At 62.1% G+C, this 18466-nt stretch carries 19 protein-coding genes and 2 pseudogenes; 12 read left to right on the top strand and 9 right to left on the bottom strand.

Annotated features, from left to right (window positions below):
- The first annotated feature begins 102 nt into the window (after window positions 1-102).
- Window positions 103-690, top strand: coding sequence for a cupin domain-containing protein (locus AC1DKD_RS12070; RefSeq protein WP_441627157.1), 588 nt, complete (start codon window positions 103-105; stop codon window positions 688-690).
- 179 nt (window positions 691-869) lie between these two features.
- Here AC1DKD_RS12070 and AC1DKD_RS12065 read toward each other — a convergent pair whose 3' ends face one another.
- The 3 genes from AC1DKD_RS12065 to AC1DKD_RS12055 form a co-directional block, all read right to left on the bottom strand.
- Entirely contained in the window at window positions 870-1334 is a 465-nt protein-coding gene (locus AC1DKD_RS12065; protein ID WP_441627155.1) for a RidA family protein, read from the bottom strand.
- Window positions 1335-1411: 77 nt separating this feature from the next.
- Window positions 1412-2161, bottom strand: a complete 750-nt coding sequence (locus AC1DKD_RS12060) for a creatininase family protein (protein WP_441627153.1) — start codon at window positions 2159-2161, stop codon at window positions 1412-1414.
- A gap of 12 nt (window positions 2162-2173) precedes the next feature.
- Window positions 2174-3460, bottom strand: a complete 1287-nt coding sequence (locus AC1DKD_RS12055; RefSeq protein WP_477143313.1) for an MFS transporter — start codon at window positions 3458-3460, stop codon at window positions 2174-2176.
- Window positions 3461-3621: 161 nt separating this feature from the next.
- On the opposite strand from AC1DKD_RS12055, the gene AC1DKD_RS12050 reads away from it, so the two are divergent.
- Window positions 3622-4545 (top strand): LysR family transcriptional regulator, encoded by a 924-nt coding sequence (locus tag AC1DKD_RS12050; RefSeq protein WP_441627149.1) that lies wholly within the window; start codon window positions 3622-3624, stop codon window positions 4543-4545.
- Between the two features lie 7 nt (window positions 4546-4552).
- On the opposite strand, the gene AC1DKD_RS12045 is transcribed toward AC1DKD_RS12050, so the two are convergent.
- On the bottom strand, window positions 4553-4753 hold the full coding sequence (locus AC1DKD_RS12045) for a molybdopterin dinucleotide binding domain-containing protein (RefSeq protein WP_441627238.1): 201 nt from the start codon (window positions 4751-4753) through the stop codon (window positions 4553-4555).
- Between the two features lie 72 nt (window positions 4754-4825).
- Between AC1DKD_RS12045 and AC1DKD_RS12040 the strand changes: the two genes are divergently transcribed.
- The 6 genes and pseudogenes from AC1DKD_RS12040 (at window position 4826) to AC1DKD_RS12015 (ending at window position 8888) form a co-directional block, all read left to right on the top strand.
- Window positions 4826-5101: a hypothetical protein gene (locus AC1DKD_RS12040; protein ID WP_441627252.1), complete on the top strand. Its 276-nt coding sequence runs from the start codon at window positions 4826-4828 to the stop codon at window positions 5099-5101.
- A complete protein-coding gene (locus tag AC1DKD_RS12035; protein WP_441627147.1) occupies window positions 5020-5253 on the top strand; it encodes a helix-turn-helix transcriptional regulator in 234 nt (77 codons plus the stop codon). Before AC1DKD_RS12040 ends, AC1DKD_RS12035 begins: the two co-directional genes overlap by 82 nt.
- A gap of 34 nt (window positions 5254-5287) precedes the next feature.
- Window positions 5288-6165 (top strand): annotated as a pseudogene (locus AC1DKD_RS12030) (transposase); the annotation flags it as partial.
- Window positions 6166-6749: 584 nt separating this feature from the next.
- Window positions 6750-7145: a hypothetical protein gene (locus tag AC1DKD_RS12025; protein ID WP_441627145.1), complete on the top strand. Its 396-nt coding sequence runs from the start codon at window positions 6750-6752 to the stop codon at window positions 7143-7145.
- Complete coding sequence (locus AC1DKD_RS12020; protein ID WP_441627143.1) at window positions 7142-7543, top strand: cupin domain-containing protein; 402 nt, start codon at window positions 7142-7144, stop codon at window positions 7541-7543. The genes AC1DKD_RS12025 and AC1DKD_RS12020 overlap by 4 nt, the downstream gene beginning before the upstream one ends.
- A 91-nt stretch (window positions 7544-7634) precedes the next feature.
- Complete coding sequence (locus AC1DKD_RS12015; RefSeq protein ID WP_441627236.1) at window positions 7635-8888, top strand: epoxide hydrolase family protein; 1254 nt, start codon at window positions 7635-7637, stop codon at window positions 8886-8888.
- Between the two features lie 164 nt (window positions 8889-9052).
- Here the strand turns inward: AC1DKD_RS12015 and AC1DKD_RS12010 are convergent, their stop codons facing one another.
- Window positions 9053-9223, bottom strand: a complete 171-nt coding sequence (locus tag AC1DKD_RS12010; RefSeq protein WP_441627250.1) for a hypothetical protein — start codon at window positions 9221-9223, stop codon at window positions 9053-9055.
- 76 nt (window positions 9224-9299) lie between these two features.
- A pseudogene (locus AC1DKD_RS12005) lies at window positions 9300-9395 on the bottom strand (winged helix-turn-helix transcriptional regulator); the annotation flags it as partial.
- A 262-nt stretch (window positions 9396-9657) separates the two neighbouring features.
- Between AC1DKD_RS12005 and AC1DKD_RS12000 the strand changes: the two are divergent.
- A complete protein-coding gene (locus AC1DKD_RS12000) occupies window positions 9658-9858 on the top strand; it encodes a hypothetical protein (protein ID WP_441627141.1) in 201 nt (66 codons plus the stop codon).
- A gap of 469 nt (window positions 9859-10327) precedes the next feature.
- Here the strand turns inward: AC1DKD_RS12000 and AC1DKD_RS11995 are convergent, their stop codons facing one another.
- Window positions 10328-12121 (bottom strand): cytochrome c biogenesis protein DipZ, encoded by a 1794-nt coding sequence (locus AC1DKD_RS11995; protein WP_441627139.1) that lies wholly within the window; start codon window positions 12119-12121, stop codon window positions 10328-10330.
- A gap of 200 nt (window positions 12122-12321) precedes the next feature.
- Between AC1DKD_RS11995 and AC1DKD_RS11990 the strand changes: the two genes are divergently transcribed.
- The 3 genes from AC1DKD_RS11990 (at window position 12322) to AC1DKD_RS11980 (ending at window position 14941) form a co-directional block, all read left to right on the top strand.
- Window positions 12322-13065: a response regulator gene (locus AC1DKD_RS11990; protein WP_441627137.1), complete on the top strand. Its 744-nt coding sequence runs from the start codon at window positions 12322-12324 to the stop codon at window positions 13063-13065.
- On the top strand, window positions 13062-14363 hold the full coding sequence (locus AC1DKD_RS11985; RefSeq protein ID WP_441627135.1) for an ATP-binding protein: 1302 nt from the start codon (window positions 13062-13064) through the stop codon (window positions 14361-14363). Before AC1DKD_RS11990 ends, AC1DKD_RS11985 begins: the two co-directional genes overlap by 4 nt.
- Window positions 14364-14632: 269 nt before the next feature.
- The gene (locus AC1DKD_RS11980) at window positions 14633-14941 is read left to right on the top strand and encodes a hydroxyquinol 1,2-dioxygenase (RefSeq protein WP_441627133.1); all 309 of its coding nucleotides are present in this window, start codon (window positions 14633-14635) and stop codon (window positions 14939-14941) included.
- 113 nt (window positions 14942-15054) lie between these two features.
- Here the strand turns inward: AC1DKD_RS11980 and AC1DKD_RS11975 are convergent, their stop codons facing one another.
- Both AC1DKD_RS11975 and AC1DKD_RS11970 read right to left on the bottom strand, forming a co-directional pair.
- Window positions 15055-16785, bottom strand: coding sequence for an FAD-dependent oxidoreductase (locus tag AC1DKD_RS11975; protein WP_441627131.1), 1731 nt, complete (start codon window positions 16783-16785; stop codon window positions 15055-15057).
- A gap of 684 nt (window positions 16786-17469) precedes the next feature.
- A partial coding sequence (locus tag AC1DKD_RS11970) for an alpha/beta fold hydrolase (protein ID WP_477143312.1) occupies window positions 17470-18466 on the bottom strand: 997 nt, incomplete at its 5' end.

The raw sequence follows: 18466 nt of genomic DNA, 5'->3' as shown, positions 1-18466 counted from the left end.
CCTGTCTTTACTTGTGACTCAAGGGTATCATTTGGCGTATGCGCACACGAATGCGGTTATACTTCGCATTTGGCCGAGCCAGATATAATCGTTGTATAATTTATGGAAAATACCGGACAAAATCAGGAAATTGTAATTGGTGGCCGGTTGAAGCATGCCAGACTTAATCGGAAATTGAGTTTGCGCCAACTGGCAGAAAAGGTCGGATGTACCGAAAGTTTCCTTTCGAAAGTCGAGAATAACAAAGTACACCCTTCGCTCCCGATGATTCACAAGATCGCTGTGAATCTGGGAATCAGTGTTGCCAGGCTTTTCTCGGAAGAGACGGATGCGGGCGGCGTGGTCACGGTAATGCGCGAGGGACAGCGGCAGACGCTCCGGACCGAGCACCAACGCGCGGGAAATGGCGTCGCGTTGGAAACGCTACTTCCAAATCAGCTGTGCACGTTGCTGGAGGCGAATATTCATCATATTCCGGTCGGCACCTCATCTCAGGGTTATCTTGAGCACCAGGGTGAAGAAATGGGCTATGTGCTGGAAGGGGAGCTCGAGTTGACGGTGGACCAGCAGAAGACGATTGTGAAGAAAGGCGATTCCTTTTTCTTTCTTTCGCACCTTCCTCACGGCTACAGGAATATCGGCTCCGTCGATGCCCGGGTGCTGTGGGTCAATACTCCGCAAAGCTTCTAGAGCGTCGCCAACGAGGTGGCAGCCGACTGCTCCGAAGCTATCGCCGCTGCCCTGTATTCGGCAAGCGCTCAAGAGCCTGGCCTGTGCCGCTTCGCGTGAGCAACTGGTTGCCGCGCTGAAGATTGTCGCGCGGACCTTGAGAGTTCGTCCGTGCGCACGGTTTGGTTCGATCTTAAGCCTCAGTCCAGTTCGACGCAGACTTCGATCTCCACGCAGGCCCCCAGCGGAATCTGTGCGACACCGAATGCCGACCGCGCATGCTTGCCGGCATCGCCGAACACGTCGACGAACAGTTCCGAYGCGCCGTTGGTGACCAGATGCTGCTCGGTGAAGTCGGGCGTTGAATTGACCAGGCTCATGACCTTGACGATGCGTTTGACGCGATTCAGATCGCCGGTGTGGGCCTGTAGCGTCGACAGCAGATCGATCGCGACCGCGCGGGCCGCGGCGCGTCCCTCGTCCGTCGACATCGTGGCGCCGAGCTTGCCAACCCACACGTTGCCGTTCTTCTTCGCAATGTGGCCGGATAGGTAGACAAGGTTGCCGCTCTGCGCGCTCATTACGTACGCGGCAGCCGGCGCGCCTGCGGGGGACAGCTCGATGTCGAGTGCTTTCAGTCTTTGGTGGATATCGTGTGATTGCATGATGTTTATCGATGGAGGGCAAGATGGCTGGCGCCACGGGGAGTCATCGCGAGACATGTGGCGCCGGCGGACCGGTTTCAGTCCGGCATCGGCTCGCGGCCGAAGGCTTCGAGTTCGCGCGCGAGGGACTGCGCGGCCAGTTCGACCAGTGCGCGGCCTTTCTCGCGCGTTGCCAGGCCTGGATCGGAACCGATGCGTCCGTCCGGGAAGCGGGCACGGAAGTCGAGGGCTTCGCGGATCGGGCCGGTCGGGGCAATGGGCGGCGCATAGTCGGCCGCCTTGATCGAATCGGGGAAGGCCCACTGCGTGATCGCAATTTCCGAAGGCGTGGCATGCGCGCCGTGGCCGGTCGGGAACTGGTCTCGTGCCAGTTCGCCCACGCCTTCGAGATCCCACCAGTTGCAGAGCTTCAGTGCGAAGCCGGCACGACGACGCGCAAAGCTTGCTTCGGCGTACAGCTCGGAGAACGCGGCATCGATCGACGAGACATTGCCGCCATGGCCGTTCAGGAACAGGATCTTTTCGAAACCATGCACCACCAGCGAGCGGGTCCAGTCGCCGATCGCGGCGATGAACGTGGACGGGCGCAGCGAGATGGTGCCGGGAAAGCCGAGGTGATGCTGTGCCATGCCGATGTTAAACGTGGGGGCCACGAGGATATCGGCGGTTTTTTCCGATTCACGCGCAATGATTTCGGGACACAGCCAGTCCGTACCCAGCAGCCCTGTGGGACCGTGCTGTTCGTTGGAGCCGATCGGCACGACAATCGTGCGGCTGCGCTTGAGGAACTGCTCGATTTCGGACCAGGTGGAGAGATGTAGAAGCATGACGACTCCTTGTTACTGCTTCGCGGGCAGCTTGTTGGCGAGGATGATCAGTGCGGCGATGATTGGCAGCGCGGCCAGGATCAGCACACCGAGGTGAAGGTTGCCGGTGGCGGTCTTGGTCCATCCGATGATGGCCGGGCCCCAGAAGCCGCCCGATAGCCCGATCGTGTTGATCAGTGCGATGCCGCCTGCTGCCGCCGGGCCCTTGATGTATTCGGAAGGCATGGCCCAGAACACCGTGTAGGTCATCCACAGCGCGCAGGTACCGAGCGTGAGCAACACCAGCGATGCCGCAAGATTGCCGTCGACGAGGATGGACGCGGCGAGCAGCAATCCGCCGACAGTTGCGGGCACGGCACTGTGGAAACGGCGCTCGCCGACCCGGTCCGAGCGGCGGCCCATGTAGTACATGCCGAAGGCCGCGGCGACATAGGGCAGGGCCGAGTACCAGCCGAGTTGCACGGTGTCGTTCACACCCTGGGCCTTGATGAAGGTCGGCAGCCAGAAGCTGATCGCATAGATCGCGGCGATGATGCAGAAGTACGCCAGGGCCAGCACGTAGACCCGGGCATCACGAGCCACGGCCAGGAAGGAATGATTGTGCGCCGCGCTGGATCCGATTTCGTTGGCGAGCAGGCGCTTTTCCTGCTCGGTCAGCCAGGCGGCGTCGGCGGGACGGTTCGGCACGAAATACAGGGCGAGCACGCCGAGCAGGATGCAGGGCAGGCCTTCGACCAGGAACATCCATTGCCAGCCGGCCAGGTCACCGGTGCCTGACAGCGCAGTGATCAGCCATGCCGAGACCGGGCCGCCGACAATGCCGCCGAGCGGGCCGGCAAGGAACACGATCGCAATGGCGCGCGCCATGCGCTGCGGGCCGTACCAGCAGGAGAGGTAGTAGATCATGCCCGGGGCAAAGCCTGCTTCGAAGATGCCGAGCAGGAAACGCATGGCGTAGAACATCGGCACGTTGCGCACGAACAGCATGCAGGCCGAGGTGATGCCCCAGAGTACGAGGATGCGGCTGAAGGTCTTGCGTGCGCCGATGCGCGGCAGCATTAGGTTGCTCGGTATCTCGAACAGCACGTAGCCGATAAAGAAGATCCCCGCGCCCACGCCATATGCGGCATCGGAGAAGCCGRGGTCGCCTTGCATCTGAAGCTTTGCAAAGCCGATGTTGACGCGATCGAGGTAGGCGAACAGGTAGCAGATCAGCAAGAGCGGCAGAAGTCGCCAGTTGATCTTGTTGTAGAGGGTTGAGGTGCCGTCTACTGCGCTTTCGCTCGGGATCACCAGCATGCCAGTCTCCAATGTCTTTTATGTGGGTACCGCGTTGATGGATCAGATAGTGGCAGCGACAAAGGCAATCGCCAACAGCAACCATGTCCACACTTCGTTGTCTTCCGGGCAACGCATCGGTTATGGTGTGAGTCTTTCATCGGCCAAGTGGATGGTTCGACATGCGTGAAATCAATCAGCAGCGGCTGCGCTACTTCCGCGAAGTGCTCGAGCAAGGCACCATTCGCGGCGCGGCGGAGAATCTCAACACATCGCCATCGGTGATCACCCGGCAGATCCGGCTGCTCGAGGATGAACTTGGCACGACACTGTTCGAGCGGCAGGCGCGCGGCGTCAGGCCGACCGAGGCCGCCGCGCATCTGCTTGAGTTCTGGCGCGGCTACCGGTCACATCAGGAGAAGCTCGAGGACCAGCTCCATGCCCTCAAGGGCCTGCAGCAGGGGCAGGTCCAACTGGTCCTGAGCGAGGGGTACGTGGATGCGCTGGTCAATGAAGTGCTGGCGCCGTTCTGCGCGCAGTACCCGCTGCTCGACATCGGCATGGAGATCCTCGGCGTGGATCAGGTGCTCGACGCCGTGGCCGAGAGTCGCGCGCACATCGGACTTGCCTTCAATCCGCCGCCACATCCGCGCATCGAGTATCTGGCGAGCTCGTCGCAGGCGGTCGGCCTGCTGGTGCGGTCCGACCATCCCTTGGCATTGCGTGGCGGCGCGGCTAGCGTCAAGGACATCTTGTCCTGGCCGCTGGCCATGATGCCGGCGTCATTCGGCGTCGGGCACGCCGCCAAGATGCTCGAATTCGCGGAGAACATTAGGATCCGGCCGACGCTGGTCACCAATTCGCTGACGGCGCTCAAGCAGTTTGTTGCCTACGAAAACTACATGACGCTGATCGGCGGCGAGTTCGCCGCGTATCGCGAAGTCGCTGCCGGAACGCTCACGGTGGTGCCGATCGATCATCCGCTGTTCAGGGGCACCCAGGCGCGCTTGCTGGCCAAGGCCGGGCGGCCGTTACCGGCGGCGGCGCTCAAGCTGCTCGAACATATCCTGCGGAACATGCCGATGTTTGCGCAGGGCGGCCAGTAGCCGCCCGCTACGGCTCACGCGACACCTCGACCAGGCAGCTCATCGCGTTCCGTCCTTGCGTCAGATCCGACGTGCCGATATCGAGCGTCAGGGTATTGGCTGCCCCGGCGCGATCCACGCCATCGGCGTCGGGCGTGTACCATGCGCCGGTTGCCATGACGGCCACGCCGCGCACCACGCCATCGCTGACCGCCAGCCCTGCCGCAATCGCGCCCCGCCGGCGTTATCCGCCGCCGTCCTGCATTACACTGGCCATCCTGTAATCCAGCAGGAGCCCGCTATGGCGACAAAGGACGTGCTCACCGAGGCCATGGCGAAAGCGTTTGAATGGATGCGGCAAGCAATGCCGCTCTTGGACGGCCTCAACTTTGAATCCACGCAACGCAGGCGGGTGGCAATAGCATTCCAGCACCACACCTGGAGTCGCATTGGAACAAGGCAGTTTCGCTGGACGACCTCGCACGTCGGGCGGCGATGTCCCCCGCACATTTTTGTCGCCGGTTCAGTCAAATATACGGATTGCCGCCTCATCGCTATCAGTTGGTCATGCGAATGATAAAAGCCAAACTCATGCTTCATTCGGGCGAAAAATTGGGCGCGTGGCGCTACAGGCCGGATTTGCCGATCACAGTCATTTTGGGAGGCAATTCAAGAGTTGCTTCGGCTTCGCGCCAGGGCAGGCTTATCAAAGGCGCAGTTAATCAGTAATGCAAGGCCGGTGACGAAGCCGGAACCCCCGGGCTTTGTGCCACCCGCCGCCACCCAGGAGGTGCGCAATCTCACGCGCACCCGCAAGCAACTCGTGCGCGAGATTGCCCAGCACAGTCTGCGCATCCAGAAAGTCCTTGAAGACGCCAACCTCAAGCGCGGCAGTGTGCTTTTGGATGTGCGCGGGCGCAGCGGCCGTGCCATGATCAAAGTCATCGTCGATGGCGAGGTCGACCCCGAGCGGCTTGCCGCGCTCGCCCAAGGCAACGCCCGAAAAAAGGACGCCGAATTGCGCGAGGCGCTGAATGCACGCATTACCGAGCACCACCGCACGATGCTGAAACTGCACCTGGATGTCATTGGCGCACTGGAGCACACGCTGGCCGAGCGCGACGCCGTCGTGGGAAAAGCGCTGGCGCCGATCCAACAGCGCGCCCGCCTGCTGACCACGATCCCGGGGTTGGCGACCTGACCGCTCAGGTCCTGTTGGCGGAGATCGGCGTCGACATGACGCGCTTTGCCGATGCCAGCCATCTGGTGTCCTGGGCAGGCCTATGCCCACGCAATGACGAGAGTGCTGGCAAGCGGCGCAGCACCCGAGTGCGCAAGAGCGGCACCTGGCTCAAGACCTTCCTCGTGACGGCTGGCTGGGCGGCTGTGCCGGTCAAGACCAGCTATCTGCATGCCCAGTTCCTGCGCCTCAAGGCGCGCCGCGGCGTCAAGAAGGCCTTCCTCGCGGTGGCTGCTTCCATGCTCACGGCCGCCTGCCACGTGCTCCGGGATGGCGCTGAGTACGCCGACCTTGGCCCCGATTACTTCGACCGTCACGACGTCAACAAAACCATCCGTCGCCTGCTCAAACGCCTCGCCGACCTCGGGTGTCAAGTAGATCCCATGGCTCATGCTGTCTAACGCTTCCTAGTAGGCGGGGCATGGTTCTTCCTCTTCGAAGATCGGTTTCCTTGACGTGCGAGCCAACTCTGGCCGCGCGTACATACAGATTGGGCGCGTCATGAGTGCTCAGACGCGATACCCGTGCAGCATGCCGTCACCTTCGCGCGCGTTGTCGAGCAAGTTGGCGGCAAGCTGACTACTGGTGCTTTCGTTCGGCTGGACTACGCCTGCACGCGGCGAGCTCGGGTAGCCATCAACAATGGCCAAGACAAGACTGGCAACGGCGGCAAATCGAAGTGGCGGATGCGTTGTTAAATCAAGTCGAACCGAGCGCAAAGGAACTTGCGCCGAGYACGCCGAAGCTGGCATATGCAGCGGCGTTACTTAGGCAGCACGCCAACGAGTTTTTTGTATGGAAATGTATTGAGCGCGGTCGCGGATACGTAGCGGTACGTCAGAGCTTGTCGCTCGCCACAGAAGAGATACATTTCGATCCTTTAATGCTGCGTATGCAACGGATTCTCTCCAGGTCGGATCGGATCTCCAGTTGCGGATGGTCAAGTAAAGGAGTGAAGCATGAATGTTAATTCCACGACGTACCGGTGGTTTCGGTTCTCTGGTGCTGCGGGTGCCGCAGCACCACTGCTTGTCGCGCTGGAAGCTGGCTGCACGAGCATTGCGTCGCCTTAATCTGGCGGGAGCAGGGTATCTATATCAAGAAGGACATGGGAGGAGAGCTGGCCAGTCGGGCAAACCTGGATCTCCAGATCCTTCCAAATATTGGTCATTATCCGCACGTGCAAGACAAGGCAACGACGATTTTCGAGGTGCGGCCGCATTTGGTGTCAGGTATTCCATGCCCGTGCATAGGGCGTGTGTCGCGCCTGAATCAAACCATGGCAAAACCAATTGCGCGCCACGACCGTTGCTTCATCAATACGACCTTGACCGGCAACTGGATCTTCTCCAGTTCATCAAGGAAAGGGAATTCCAAATGAAATCGACCCGAATCATGGCTGCGGCCATGCTCATCGTCGCCACCGGTTTGCCGCTGCACGCGGCTCAAGCGCAAACGGCGGAGGTACATCGCACCGATCTCGTCCAGCACGATCTTAGCGTGCCGGATCGAGAGGGCGTACAGGTACGCGTCGACTTCGATCCGGGTGCGTTCGCGCCGAAGCATCTGCATCCGGGCGAAGAGATCGCGCATGTCCTGCAGGGGACGCTGGAGTACCAGCTCGGTGACAACCCGCCTGTCACGCTCAAGACGGGCGATTCGCTGTTTATCCCGGCAGGCACCGCACACTCGGCGAGGAATGTCGGCAGTGGCAAGGCATCGGAACTGGCGACCTACATTGTCAAGAAGGGGGCGCCGCTAGTGGTGCCGGCCAAATAAGGACCCAATCAAAAAAGGACGCATCCTCGTGAACTCACACGCATCGAATCAGGCTTCTGACCCGACGCGCCGAACTTTGCTGTTGGGCGGCATGGCGACGGCAGCGCTCTCTATGTTTCCCCCGGTTCTGTCTGCCGCCGCGCAGGCCGATGGTGGGCACCCCGCCGCGGCGGACGCGATCCGTCCGTTCCGCGCCCATGCTCCCCAGGCCGCACTTGCCGACCTGCACCGCCGCCTTGCCGCCACGCGCTGGCCCGATGCGGAAACGGTTGGCGATCGCTCCCAGGGCGTGCAGCTAGCGACGCTTCAGCGGCTCGTGCGCTATTGGGCGACGGACTACGACTGGCGAAAGGCCGAGGCGAAACTCAATGCCTATCCGCAGTTCCTGATGAACATCGACGGTCTGGACATTCATTTCGTCCACGTGCGCTCCCCCCATCCGAACGCGCTGCCGCTCATCATGACGCACGGCTGGCCAGGTTCGGTCTTCGAGTTGCTGAACGTCATCGGCCCGCTGACAAATCCAACGGCGCACGGCGGCACCGCTGACGATGCCTTCCATCTGGTCATTCCGTCGATACCCGGCTTCGGGTATTCACAGAAGCCGAAGGACAAAGGCTGGAACCCAGATCGCGTTGCGCGCGCCTGGGACGTTCTAATGAAGCGGCTCGGCTATACGCGCTACGTCTCGCAGGGCGGCGACTGGGGCGCCATCATTTCCGACGCACTCGGCCGCCAGGCGCCGGAGGGACTGCTTGGCATCCACGTCAACCGGATCGAGCGCGCCACGACCGTGCCACCGGACCTTGCGAAGGCACTGAGGAGCGGCGATCCCGCGCCGGCAAACCTCACGCCCGAAGAAAGGGAGGTGTTTGAGCAAACCAGGGAGTTCCTCAACAAGGGGCTTGGCTACGCCAGCATCATGCAAACGCGACCCCAGACCATCGGCTATGGCCTGGCCGATTCGCCGGTGGGGCTGGCAGCATGGATCTATGACAAACAGGCGGACTGGGTATTCACCCGTGGTGACCCTGAGAAAGCGTTGAGCCGCGGCGCTATTTTGGACAACATCACGCTCTACTGGCTGACCGATACCGGGGCTTCAAGCGGGCGAATCTACTGGGAAGCTGGGGCCGCCCAAGCCAGCACAAGACCCATCACCATTCCGGTGGCGGTGACCATCTTCCCTGGCGAGGTGTACAGGCCGCCAAAGCATTGGGTGGAACGCGCCTATCGGAACCTGACCTACTACAACCGCGTGGACAAGGGTGGCCACTTCGCGGCCTGGGAAGAACCGGAGCTGTTCAGTTCCGAGTTGCGTTCCGCGTTCCGGTCGTTGCGCTGAGCCGGCGCCGTGGCGCCGCCTGTCACGATCAACTGACCGGGGCGGCGCGCGCCTCGATGAGATCGCTATTGGAAAAACACCGCGCAGAACGCGCGGTGGCAACAATCACTCACCCCTTGCCGAGGATGGCCCGGTTGCGTGCCTTGACGATCTCGGACGTATTCTCAGTTGCCGCCCTCGGCGGGCTCGAAACGCACGTCGCGTAAGCCAAGTGTGCGCGGACCCACGCGCAGGCTTACCCGTTCGAGGGGCTGGCCGGTGCTGTCCTCGACAATACGTATCGGCGTTTCGTGTCCACGCCACTCGTCGCCCCATTGCATCAGCGCGACGAGCACCGGGTAGAGCGATCTCCCTTTTCGTCAGCCGATATTCGGTACGCTGCTCGCTGCCTTCGGCCAATACCTTCACCAGCACACCGTTATCGATCAGGCGGTTCAAGCGCGCGGTCAACACGTTGCGCGCGATACCCAAGCGGTGCTGAAAGTCGTCAAAGCGCGTCGTCCCCATCGTACACTCACGCACCATTGAGCGTCCGCGCTGCGAAGGAAAGGTGAAGATGATCCGTCCCGCCAGAGGCAGCCGCTGATGGTGGGAATCTCGCGGCAATTCGGCAAAGCCGCCGATGTCACCCTGAACGACGTATTCATCGCCCACTATTCCCGTCTCGAACGAGACCTTCTCTTTCGGCCGAGGTATTGTGTTCCCGGCAGTGGTGAAGGGTGGGGCACACGCAATACCAATGCCTAGACGGACAAAACAGGAAACAACCATGCAACACCAACTTCCCCGGGCGCTCGTCGCGAGCGACGACGGCGCCGCGGACCACAAGTGCTCGCGCGATGGTGACAACCGGCCCATGGTGCCCTTGACCCTTGTCGGCGCAATCGCCTTCTGTCCGGCGGTACGCCAACGCAACGCACGCATCGCTGCCGCGATGACGCTGCTTCAGCAGCAAAGCGTATTGTCATGAGATTCACCAATGAAGGGCGGAGGCCGACACCGAATTAGTGCCGGTGACATGGCCGGATCACAGTGTGGTGTGGATCCCGAGGAGTCAGCTACCCGACTACCGGAAGGGATTGGGCACTGGCTTGCTGATCCGGTTGGCCTGCGCGGTCCTACCGCTGGCCTGGATGGTCTGTTCATGATGTTCCGTGCGATCTATGAAACCCCAAGCCGAGTACAGCGAATATTTCAGGTTCGAGATTGCAAAGCTGTGTCTGTCCGGGAACCGCCAACCCTCAAGAATCACCTGCACAAGGACTTGTCGGTAGCGAAACGACAGGCGGTGCATTTCATGTCAGACGAGCACCGCGTGCCGATCAAGCGAGCTTGCGAAGGCGCTGGCTCGCCGCGGGCGGCGTATTGCCGCCAACCGGTTGTGGACGAACCAGCTCCAGTGCGATTTCATTTGTAAAAGGGGAAATCGGGATGTTTTGCTAGCCGAAGGTGAAGGCATAAGCTTGGGCGCCGGGATCCAGAAAGCGGATCTCGAAAGTGTGCTCGCCTACCGCGCCAGCCTGGCGTACCAACTGGTAGAGCCGCGTCTGCGTGACCGCGCCATTGCCGGCTGCATCGATGTCCGCGCCGTGGCTGGCGCCAGGGGGCTTGCCGTCGACGGTTACCACGAAGCGAGCCGCCCGGCCATCGGCCGCCGGTCCCAGTACAAGGTGCAGGTCGCGCGCATGAAAGCGGTAGGCGATGCGGCCATCGGCGCGATTGAGCGTTGCCTGCTCGGCGCCGACGGTCCATTGGCCTGACAGGCCCCACTTGTTGAGGCGAAGGTTGGCAACGGTGTACTCGCGCGGTGCGTCCTGCCGTATGTCGCCCGGTGAGGCGAAGTTGGACGCCTGCATGTAGCCGATGTAGGTCTCGGTTGAGCGAATGTTGTACAGGTCCGGCGCCGCCTGCGCGCCACCCGCGTCGGGGGTGACCACGTCGCGCGCCACCGGCGGATTGCCCGCTTCCGCCAGCAGCGACTGGATGACGCGCTCGGACTTGGCATAGTCGCCCTCACCGAACTGGTGATGGCGGATGTTGCCGCGGGCGTCGACAAGGTATGTGGCCGGCCAGTAGCTGTTTTGGAATGCACGCCAGATGCGGTAATCGCTATCGACCGCCACGGGGAAGCCGATGCGGAAATCGGAAATTGCGCGGCGCACGTTTTCCGGTGTCTTCTCGAAGGCGAACTCGGGCGTATGCACGCCAACCACCGTCAGGCCCTGATCCTTGTACTTCTCCGCCCAGGCGCGAAGGTAGGGGAGGGTACGGATGCAGTTGATGCAAGAGTAGGTCCAGAAGTAGACCAGTGTGACCTTGCCCTGCAACTGGTCTCTCGACAGTGGCGGAGAGTTGACCCATTGCACTGCACCATCTAGCGGAGGCAGGCGGCCCTCTACGGGCAAGCGGCTCGGGAAGCCCACGGATGTGTCATTGGCAGCCAGCAGCATGCCGCGGTCGTAGTTGGCGTCGTTCATGACTTGTGGCGCGAGTTGTTCTCTGCGCAGCCCATTGATCAGCGCCTGCTCGATGCGCGCCGGCCCGCTTACGGGAAAGTGCGCCAGCAGGCTGGTATCGGCTCCGATGCCGATGGCGAGCACCGCGCCCAGTACACCTGCCCCCAGGCCGCGACGCAGCCATTCGCCAGCGCCCATTGACCGCTTCATCGCCGTGAAGACGCGGCCGCCGAGGCCAAGCGCGGCGGCCAGCGAGGTGGCCGCCCCGGCTGCATAGGCAGCCAGCGATACCGACGTCGACAGGTTTGCACCGTCAAGGGCCGTACCCGTCAGGACAAGCCCGAGGATAGGGCCGGCGCACGGGGCCCATAGCATGCCGGTGGCGACGCCAAGCAGCAGCGAACCCCATGGCGAAGCCGACGCGGACGAAGCAGATGTGGACGAACTACTGGTGGTGACCAGACGGTTGCCGAGTGCCACCACAGGCCGAGCGAGGGTGATCGCCAGTTTCGGTAAAAGCAAGGACAGCCCGAAGAGCGCCAACAGCATCAGGGCGGCGAGGCGCCCGTATTCGTTGGCGCGCACTGCCCAAGCGCCACCAGCCGACGCCAGCGTGGCAACTGCGGCAAAGGTCAGTGCCATGCCGGCTAGCATCGGCAGCTTGCCGCGCAGGAACGGCTGGCCGGTGCGGCTGAGGACAAAAGGCAGGACGGGCAGGATGCACGGGCTCAGGATAGTCAGTACCCCCCCCAGGTAGGCAAGTATCAGCAGGGCCATGATCGGTGTCCTTTCGCAAAGGTTTGGCTTGCCGTCCATCAGACACCGCCAGCATCGCTGGTATGTGTCGCCTTCGGGGGAATATGTGTAGGATTGTCGAGGTGCTGCCGCCGGATACATTGCGGTACACGAAAAATCGCGCCCCATAGATTGCAGGCGAAACAGACTGGTCGTTCTTTTTTATGACAGAGGGGACACCGATGGACACCCATGTCGACCATATCCTGATCGTCGATGACGACCGGGAAATCCGGGAACTGGTCTCGACCTATCTCACCAAGAACGGCCTGCGTGTGACCGTGGCGCCTGATGGCCGGCACATGCGGTCGTTTCTGGAGACCAATGCTGTCGACCTGATCGTGCTCGACGTGATGATGCCGGGCGATGATGGCCTGGTGCTGTGCCGGGAACTGCGCGCCGGCAAGCACAAGGCCACGCCGGTGCTGATGCTGACCGCACGCGACGACGAGACGGACCGTATCATCGGTCTCGAAATGGGCGCTGACGATTACCTTGCGAAACCTTTTGCGGCGCGCGAGCTGCTGGCCCGCATCAAGGCCGTGCTGCGCCGCACCCGGATGCTGCCGCCCAATCTGCAGATCACCGAGGCCGGGCGGATTCTCGCGTTCGGTGACTGGCGACTGGATACCACCGCGCGGCACCTGATGGACCGCGATGGCATCATTGTCACGCTTAGCGGGGCCGAGTACCGGTTGCTGTGCGTGTTTGTCGACCATCCACAGCGCGTGCTCAATCGCGACCAACTGCTCAATCTCACGCAGGGCCGCGAGGCGGAAATCTTCGAGCGGTCGATCGACTTGCTGGTCAGCCGCCTGCGCCAGCACCTCAATGACGATGCACGCGAGCCACGCTACATCAAGACGGTGCGCAGCGAGGGCTATGTGTTCTCGATGCCCGTGGAGATCAAGGAGGCACGCCAGTGAATGTCCGCACCTGGCCCTGGCCTCGTACGCTGGGATCGCACCTCTTCCTAATCCTGCTCGCGGGTCTGATCGTCGCCCACGGCCTGTCGTTCGGTGTGCTGTTCTCTGAACGTTATATTTCCGCGCGCCGAGTGATGCTCGGCACGCTGGAAACCGACGTGTCCACTTCGATTGCCATCATGGACCGCGTGCCGGCGGACGAGCGGCCGCAATGGCTGCCACGCGTGAATCGCGGCGCCTATCAATACATATTGGGGCCGGGTCTGTCGGGCGCGCCCGAGATGACCCCGCAGGGCAAGGAAATTGCCGACCGGATTACGGAGGCGAGCGGCGGCCGCTTTCCGGTCAAGGTGGAGTCCATTCCCGGCGACGGCAAGCGGATGCAGGCCCATTTGACGCTGAGCGATGGCAGCCCCCTGACCATTGACGTGCATCCGCGCCCGACGCCGATCGCGCAGTGGCTGCCCTATGTCCTGGTGATCCAGTTGCTGCTGCTGGTCCTGTGCTGCTGGTTCGCAGTGCGGCTGTCGATCCGCCCGCTGGTGGCGCTGGCCGATGCCGCCGATGCGCTCAATCCGAACGCGAAGACGCCGCCGCTCGGCGAGACGGGCCCCACCGAACTGGTGCGTGCGGCGCGCGCGTTCAATGCCATGCGCGAGCGCATCGCCGGGTTCGTCGAGGAACGCGTACAGATCCTGGCCGCAATCTCTCACGACCTGCAGACGCCGATCACGCGGATGAAGCTGCGCGCCGAGATGGCAGAAGACTCCGAGGAAAAGCGCAAGATGGTGCACGACCTGGCCGAGATCGAAATGCTGGTGAAGGAAGGACTGGCGTATGCGCGCACCACGCACGGGGATGGCGAGAAGCCGTCGCGGATCGACATCGGATCGTTTGTCGAGAGCTTGGCGTACGACTACCAGGACACCGGCAAGGCGGTGACGGTCCTGCAGAACATCGGGGGCGCCATCGTCACGCGCCCCAACGCGTTGCGCCGGATACTGACCAATCTGATCGATAACGCCCTGAAGTTCGGCGGGGCGGCGGAACTGAACGTGCGCCGCGAGCGAGACACCGTGGTCCTAGAGGTACTCGATCGCGGCGCCGGCATCCCGGAAGACAAGCTCGAGGTGGTGCTGCAGCCGTTTGTCCGGCTCGAGCATTCACGCAGCCGGGAGACTGGCGGTACCGGGCTCGGGCTGGCGATTGCCCAGCAACTCGCGGTGGCCATCGGCGGAACCCTCAGGCTGCGTAATCGTGAGGGCGGAGGCCTGGCGGCGGAAGTCAGGCTGGGCTGACTGGCCCTGYCACAGGCGCGCTTCGGCAAATGAACGGAAGTGCACCATGAGAGTCCCCGGCTCCATGGCGGTCCGCCCGTTCGCGCAAGACTTTTGTACGCGACTGTATCAAACCGCCGCAACGATACGCGTACTGACAGAAACGGTCATTACGCGCTACTGGCACGATACATCGGTCTCCTTAAATACGTTCCGTAGCCCGCCGGCGAACCGCAACGATGCGATCCCGCGGCTGCCATATCCAATGCAGACTTTCAAGGAAACCGATCATGACTACCAACATCGCCAAGCGTTTTGTGTTCGCCATCGCCCTGGTTGCCGCCGCTGCCGGTGCGCATGCCGCCGGTCTGTCCCATGCAGGCGCCCGGGACCCGTATACCGAGGGTGCTCGTTCGGTGCAGGAGTCGCGCGACGCATACACCGATGGCGCGCGGGCTGTCGATCCGTACACCGACGGTGCGCGCAACGTTGATCCGTTCACCGACGGTGCCCGCACCCTGGCCGGCATGGACCGTACGGGCGTCTCGGCGGACCCGGCGCGCAGTGTTGATCCCTATCTTGACGGCGCCTACGTCTGACGCTCCCCTTGCCGACCAGACAGGGAGCGCGACTGACAGCGCTCCCGCCCCCGATTCATGCGAACGCTTCCTCATACCGCACTAACTGCGGCCGTTCTGGTCGACAGGTGCGTTCACCGGACGCCGGCCGAGAAACGATGAATCTGCGCCACCACGGCCGCGCCTTCGCCTACCGCCGACGCCACACGCTTGGTGGATCCCGAACGAACGTCGCCGATCGCGAAGACACCCTCCACACTCGTCTGCAAAAGCAGCGTTTGCACGGGAGCTTCGGCAACGTCGGTACCGGTCAATACGAATCCTTTGCTGTCGAGCGACACGCCGCATGTCTTAAGCCAGCTCGTATTCGGTTCGGCGCCGATGAATACGAATAGATGATGTACCGTCATGCTTCCTTCAATGCCGCCGGCACCGCGGTAGTGCACGCGTTCGAGACGCCCATCCCCCTCGAGCGCAGTCAGTTCAATGCGCGTATGAAGCGTTACATTCGGCAGCGAGCCGATACGTTCGATCAGGTAGTGCGACATGCTTTGCTCAAGGCTCGCGCCGCGGATGAACATGTGCACATGCTCGGCGTGCGATGCCAGAAATACCACAGCCTGCCCCGCGGAGTTGCCGCCGCCGACCAGCAGCACCGGCTCCTTGCGGCATAGCCTGGCCTCGATTGGCGTAGCCCAGTAATAGACGCCGCAGCGCTCGAAGCGCGCAAGTCCCTCGACGACGGGACGCCGATACTCTGCGCCGCTGGCGATGACCACGGTGCGCGCGCGGATGCGCCGGGCATCGGCAAGCTCCACGACAAGCGGGTGCTTGTCGCAATACAATGCCTTGACTTCGCACGGAATACCGATATGTGCACCGAACTTCTGCGCCTGAACGAACGCGCGGCCCGCCAGGGCTTGACCCGTGATGCCGGTGGGAAAGCCCAGATAGTTCTCGATGCGCGCACTCGTACCCGCCTGGCCACCGGGGGCACGACAGTCGAACACCGCGACCGACAGCCCTTCGGATGCCGCGTAGACGGCCGTCGCAAGTCCTGCCGGGCCGGCGCCGATGATCGCCACATCGTAGACGTGCGTCGGATCGAACTCAGGAATCAGTCCCAGACAAGATGCGAGCTGTCCCACATCAGGGTTTCGCAGCACAGTGCCGTTCGGACAAACGACGAGCGGGAAGTCATCGGGCTGTGGCGTCAGGCGTTCAAGTAACGCGATGGCGTCGGCGTCCTGCTCCGCATCAAGCGCCATATTTGGAAAAGCGTTGCGGCGCAGAAAATCTTGCAATGCGAGGAGTCGATCATTGCCGGGGGCGCCGACCAGAACGGCACCCTGTCCGCGTTCAATCGCCAAGACGCGCCTCAGAATCAAGGCGCGCATGATCTTTTCGCCAAGATCGGCTTCACTGATCACCATGGCGCTTAGTTGGTTGGGCCGCAGCAACACCGCTTCGACAGCTTCGATGACATGCGCATCTACAACTGCGGGCTTGCTCGAAAGCTGGGTGATATCGGAGGTGAACTCGCCGCGTTGTGTATAGGTGTGGACAATCCGGTGGCCCAGGCCATCACGAATGACTATGCGCACTTTTCCCGACAGCAGGAGGAACATGCCCGGACAGATACTTCCTGCACGATAGAGCAATTCGCCTTTAGCGTAGTGGCACGGGCTGCCGAAGCGACGCACTTTGTCGACTTCAGCCTCCGTCAGGACCGGAAACATCTGGTGGTAGCGCGGATGGTCGCGCACGCTCGGGTCATCGACGATCGCGCCGTCGTCGATATGGCTCGCATCCTCTGCCACCTGATGCGCGAGCTTGTCGCCTTCCAGCCTTGACTCGTTGCTCATCGCCGATTCTCCTTGGTGGCAAATCGGCACCGCCACCGCTAGGTCGACTGTTGCCGATACCTGCAGCCAAAGGCTCCGCCCTGTCAAAAAGAATGGAGCGGCTACTGAATACTTCCGCTTTGCAGTTACCGGTGCGCACGGGACTGTGCGCGACGGCTACCTTATGACGAGAGTAATCGAGTTGTCGCGGCCAGCCAAGAAATCTTGCATTCGCTCTCTTTGGCACCGCGTTGAACGCTACGGAGCGCCACACGGAGTCACAGTACTGTGGTGTGAGAGTTGACAGGCGACCTGCAGACGGACTTGTACAACGCACGACGCAACGATCAATAGAGGTCAAGTCCCTTTTAGATCTGTCCGTCGGGCGGATCTTGCCTAAACACACTTTTTGGCTGGGGCGTTCTTGGGTACGTTTGCTTCAGTCGTCCCCTGCCATGGCAAGAGTAGGCATTAGAGACGCCCTGGTAGTCGTGCATGCCTTCATCRAGGCCAGGCACTTTTCCCGCGATGGGCCCGGGCACCTGATGATCGGCATGTGAACGCGAAAATGCTAGGAGCACCGATACGAGCAGACCGGTCCCTGAGCGGGCGCTTGCTCATTGGACGTCTGGAAGATCTTTCCGCAGCTCCGTGACGCCCGCATCGGGCGTTGAGTCCCGATGCCGGCCGGGCTAGTCTGCCGCACTAAAACCTGTTGACGTCGATAACCGCCTGCGCGAATTCCCGCGGTGCTTCCTGCGGGAGGTTGTGGCCGATGCCTCCCTTGAGGTCCCGGTGCTCGTATTTGCTGGCGAACTTGCTGGCATAGGTGCTGGGCGCCGGATGCGGGGCGCCGTTGGCGTCACCTTCCATCGTGATTGTGCGCACGCCTATGGTGGGCGCCGTCGCGAGCCGCTGCTCGAACTCGTCGTACCTCGGCTCGCCTGCGGCAAGACCTTGCCGCCAGCGATAGTTGTGTACGGAAATCTCCACGTGATCGGGATTGTTGAAGGCAGCGGCACTGCGTTCGAAGGTGGCGTCGTCGAACTTCCACTTCGGTGAGGCCTGCTGCCAGATCAGTTTCGCGAAGTCGTGCGTGTACTTCTGATAGCCATCGCGTCCGCGGTCCGTGGCCAGGTAGAACTGGTACCACCACTGAAACTCGGCCTCAGGCGGCAGCGGCATCTTGCCCGCCGCCTGACTGCCAATCAGGTAGCCACTGACGGATACCAGCCCGTTACAGCGCTCTGGCCAGAGGGCAGCAAGGATGCATGCCGTGCGCGCGCCCCAATCGAACCCTGCGATGACGGCTTTCTGCATGCCCAGCGTATCCATCAGCGCGATGATATCGAGCGCAACGGCCGCCGGCTGGCCGTTGCGCATGGTTTCCTTCGACAGGAAGGTCGTCGAACCATAGCCGCGCAGGTACGGAACAATCACGCGGTATCCGCGCGACGCGAGCAGAGGCGCGACGTCGACGAAGCTGTGGATGTCATAGGGCCAGCCGTGTAGCAGAACGACGGCTGGCCCGTTCGCAGGGCCAGCCTCCGCGTAGCCGACGTTGAGTAGCCCTGCGTTGATCTGCTTGATCGATGCAAAGGCCGCATGGGTACCCGGCTTGGTCGAGGGCAGGGGCGCCGGCTTCGATTGATTGGTCTGGGCTTTGGCGGACGTTAAAACGCCAAACTGTACTGTAGCGAGC

This window comes from Cupriavidus sp. 05T313 (genome assembly GCF_056396665.1).
The sequence above is the reverse complement of the archived record's forward strand: the minus strand, read 5'-3'. Positions and strand labels throughout refer to the sequence as shown.

Coding starts and splice junctions, on each gene's coding strand:
- AC1DKD_RS12070 (WP_441627157.1), top strand. CDS start 103: ATGGAAAATACCGGACAAAATCAGGAAATTGTAATTGGTGGCCGGTTG.
- AC1DKD_RS12060 (WP_441627153.1), bottom strand. CDS start 2,161: ATGCTTCTACATCTCTCCACCTGGTCCGAAATCGAGCAGTTCCTCAAG.
- AC1DKD_RS12050 (WP_441627149.1), top strand. CDS start 3,622: ATGCGTGAAATCAATCAGCAGCGGCTGCGCTACTTCCGCGAAGTGCTC.
- AC1DKD_RS12040 (WP_441627252.1), top strand. CDS start 4,826: ATGGCGACAAAGGACGTGCTCACCGAGGCCATGGCGAAAGCGTTTGAA.
- AC1DKD_RS12035 (WP_441627147.1), top strand. CDS start 5,020: ATGTCCCCCGCACATTTTTGTCGCCGGTTCAGTCAAATATACGGATTG.
- AC1DKD_RS12020 (WP_441627143.1), top strand. CDS start 7,142: ATGAAATCGACCCGAATCATGGCTGCGGCCATGCTCATCGTCGCCACC.
- AC1DKD_RS12015 (WP_441627236.1), top strand. CDS start 7,635: ATGGCGACGGCAGCGCTCTCTATGTTTCCCCCGGTTCTGTCTGCCGCC.
- AC1DKD_RS12000 (WP_441627141.1), top strand. CDS start 9,658: ATGCAACACCAACTTCCCCGGGCGCTCGTCGCGAGCGACGACGGCGCC.
- AC1DKD_RS11995 (WP_441627139.1), bottom strand. CDS start 12,121: ATGGCCCTGCTGATACTTGCCTACCTGGGGGGGGTACTGACTATCCTG.
- AC1DKD_RS11990 (WP_441627137.1), top strand. CDS start 12,322: ATGGACACCCATGTCGACCATATCCTGATCGTCGATGACGACCGGGAA.
- AC1DKD_RS11980 (WP_441627133.1), top strand. CDS start 14,633: ATGACTACCAACATCGCCAAGCGTTTTGTGTTCGCCATCGCCCTGGTT.
- AC1DKD_RS11975 (WP_441627131.1), bottom strand. CDS start 16,785: ATGAGCAACGAGTCAAGGCTGGAAGGCGACAAGCTCGCGCATCAGGTG.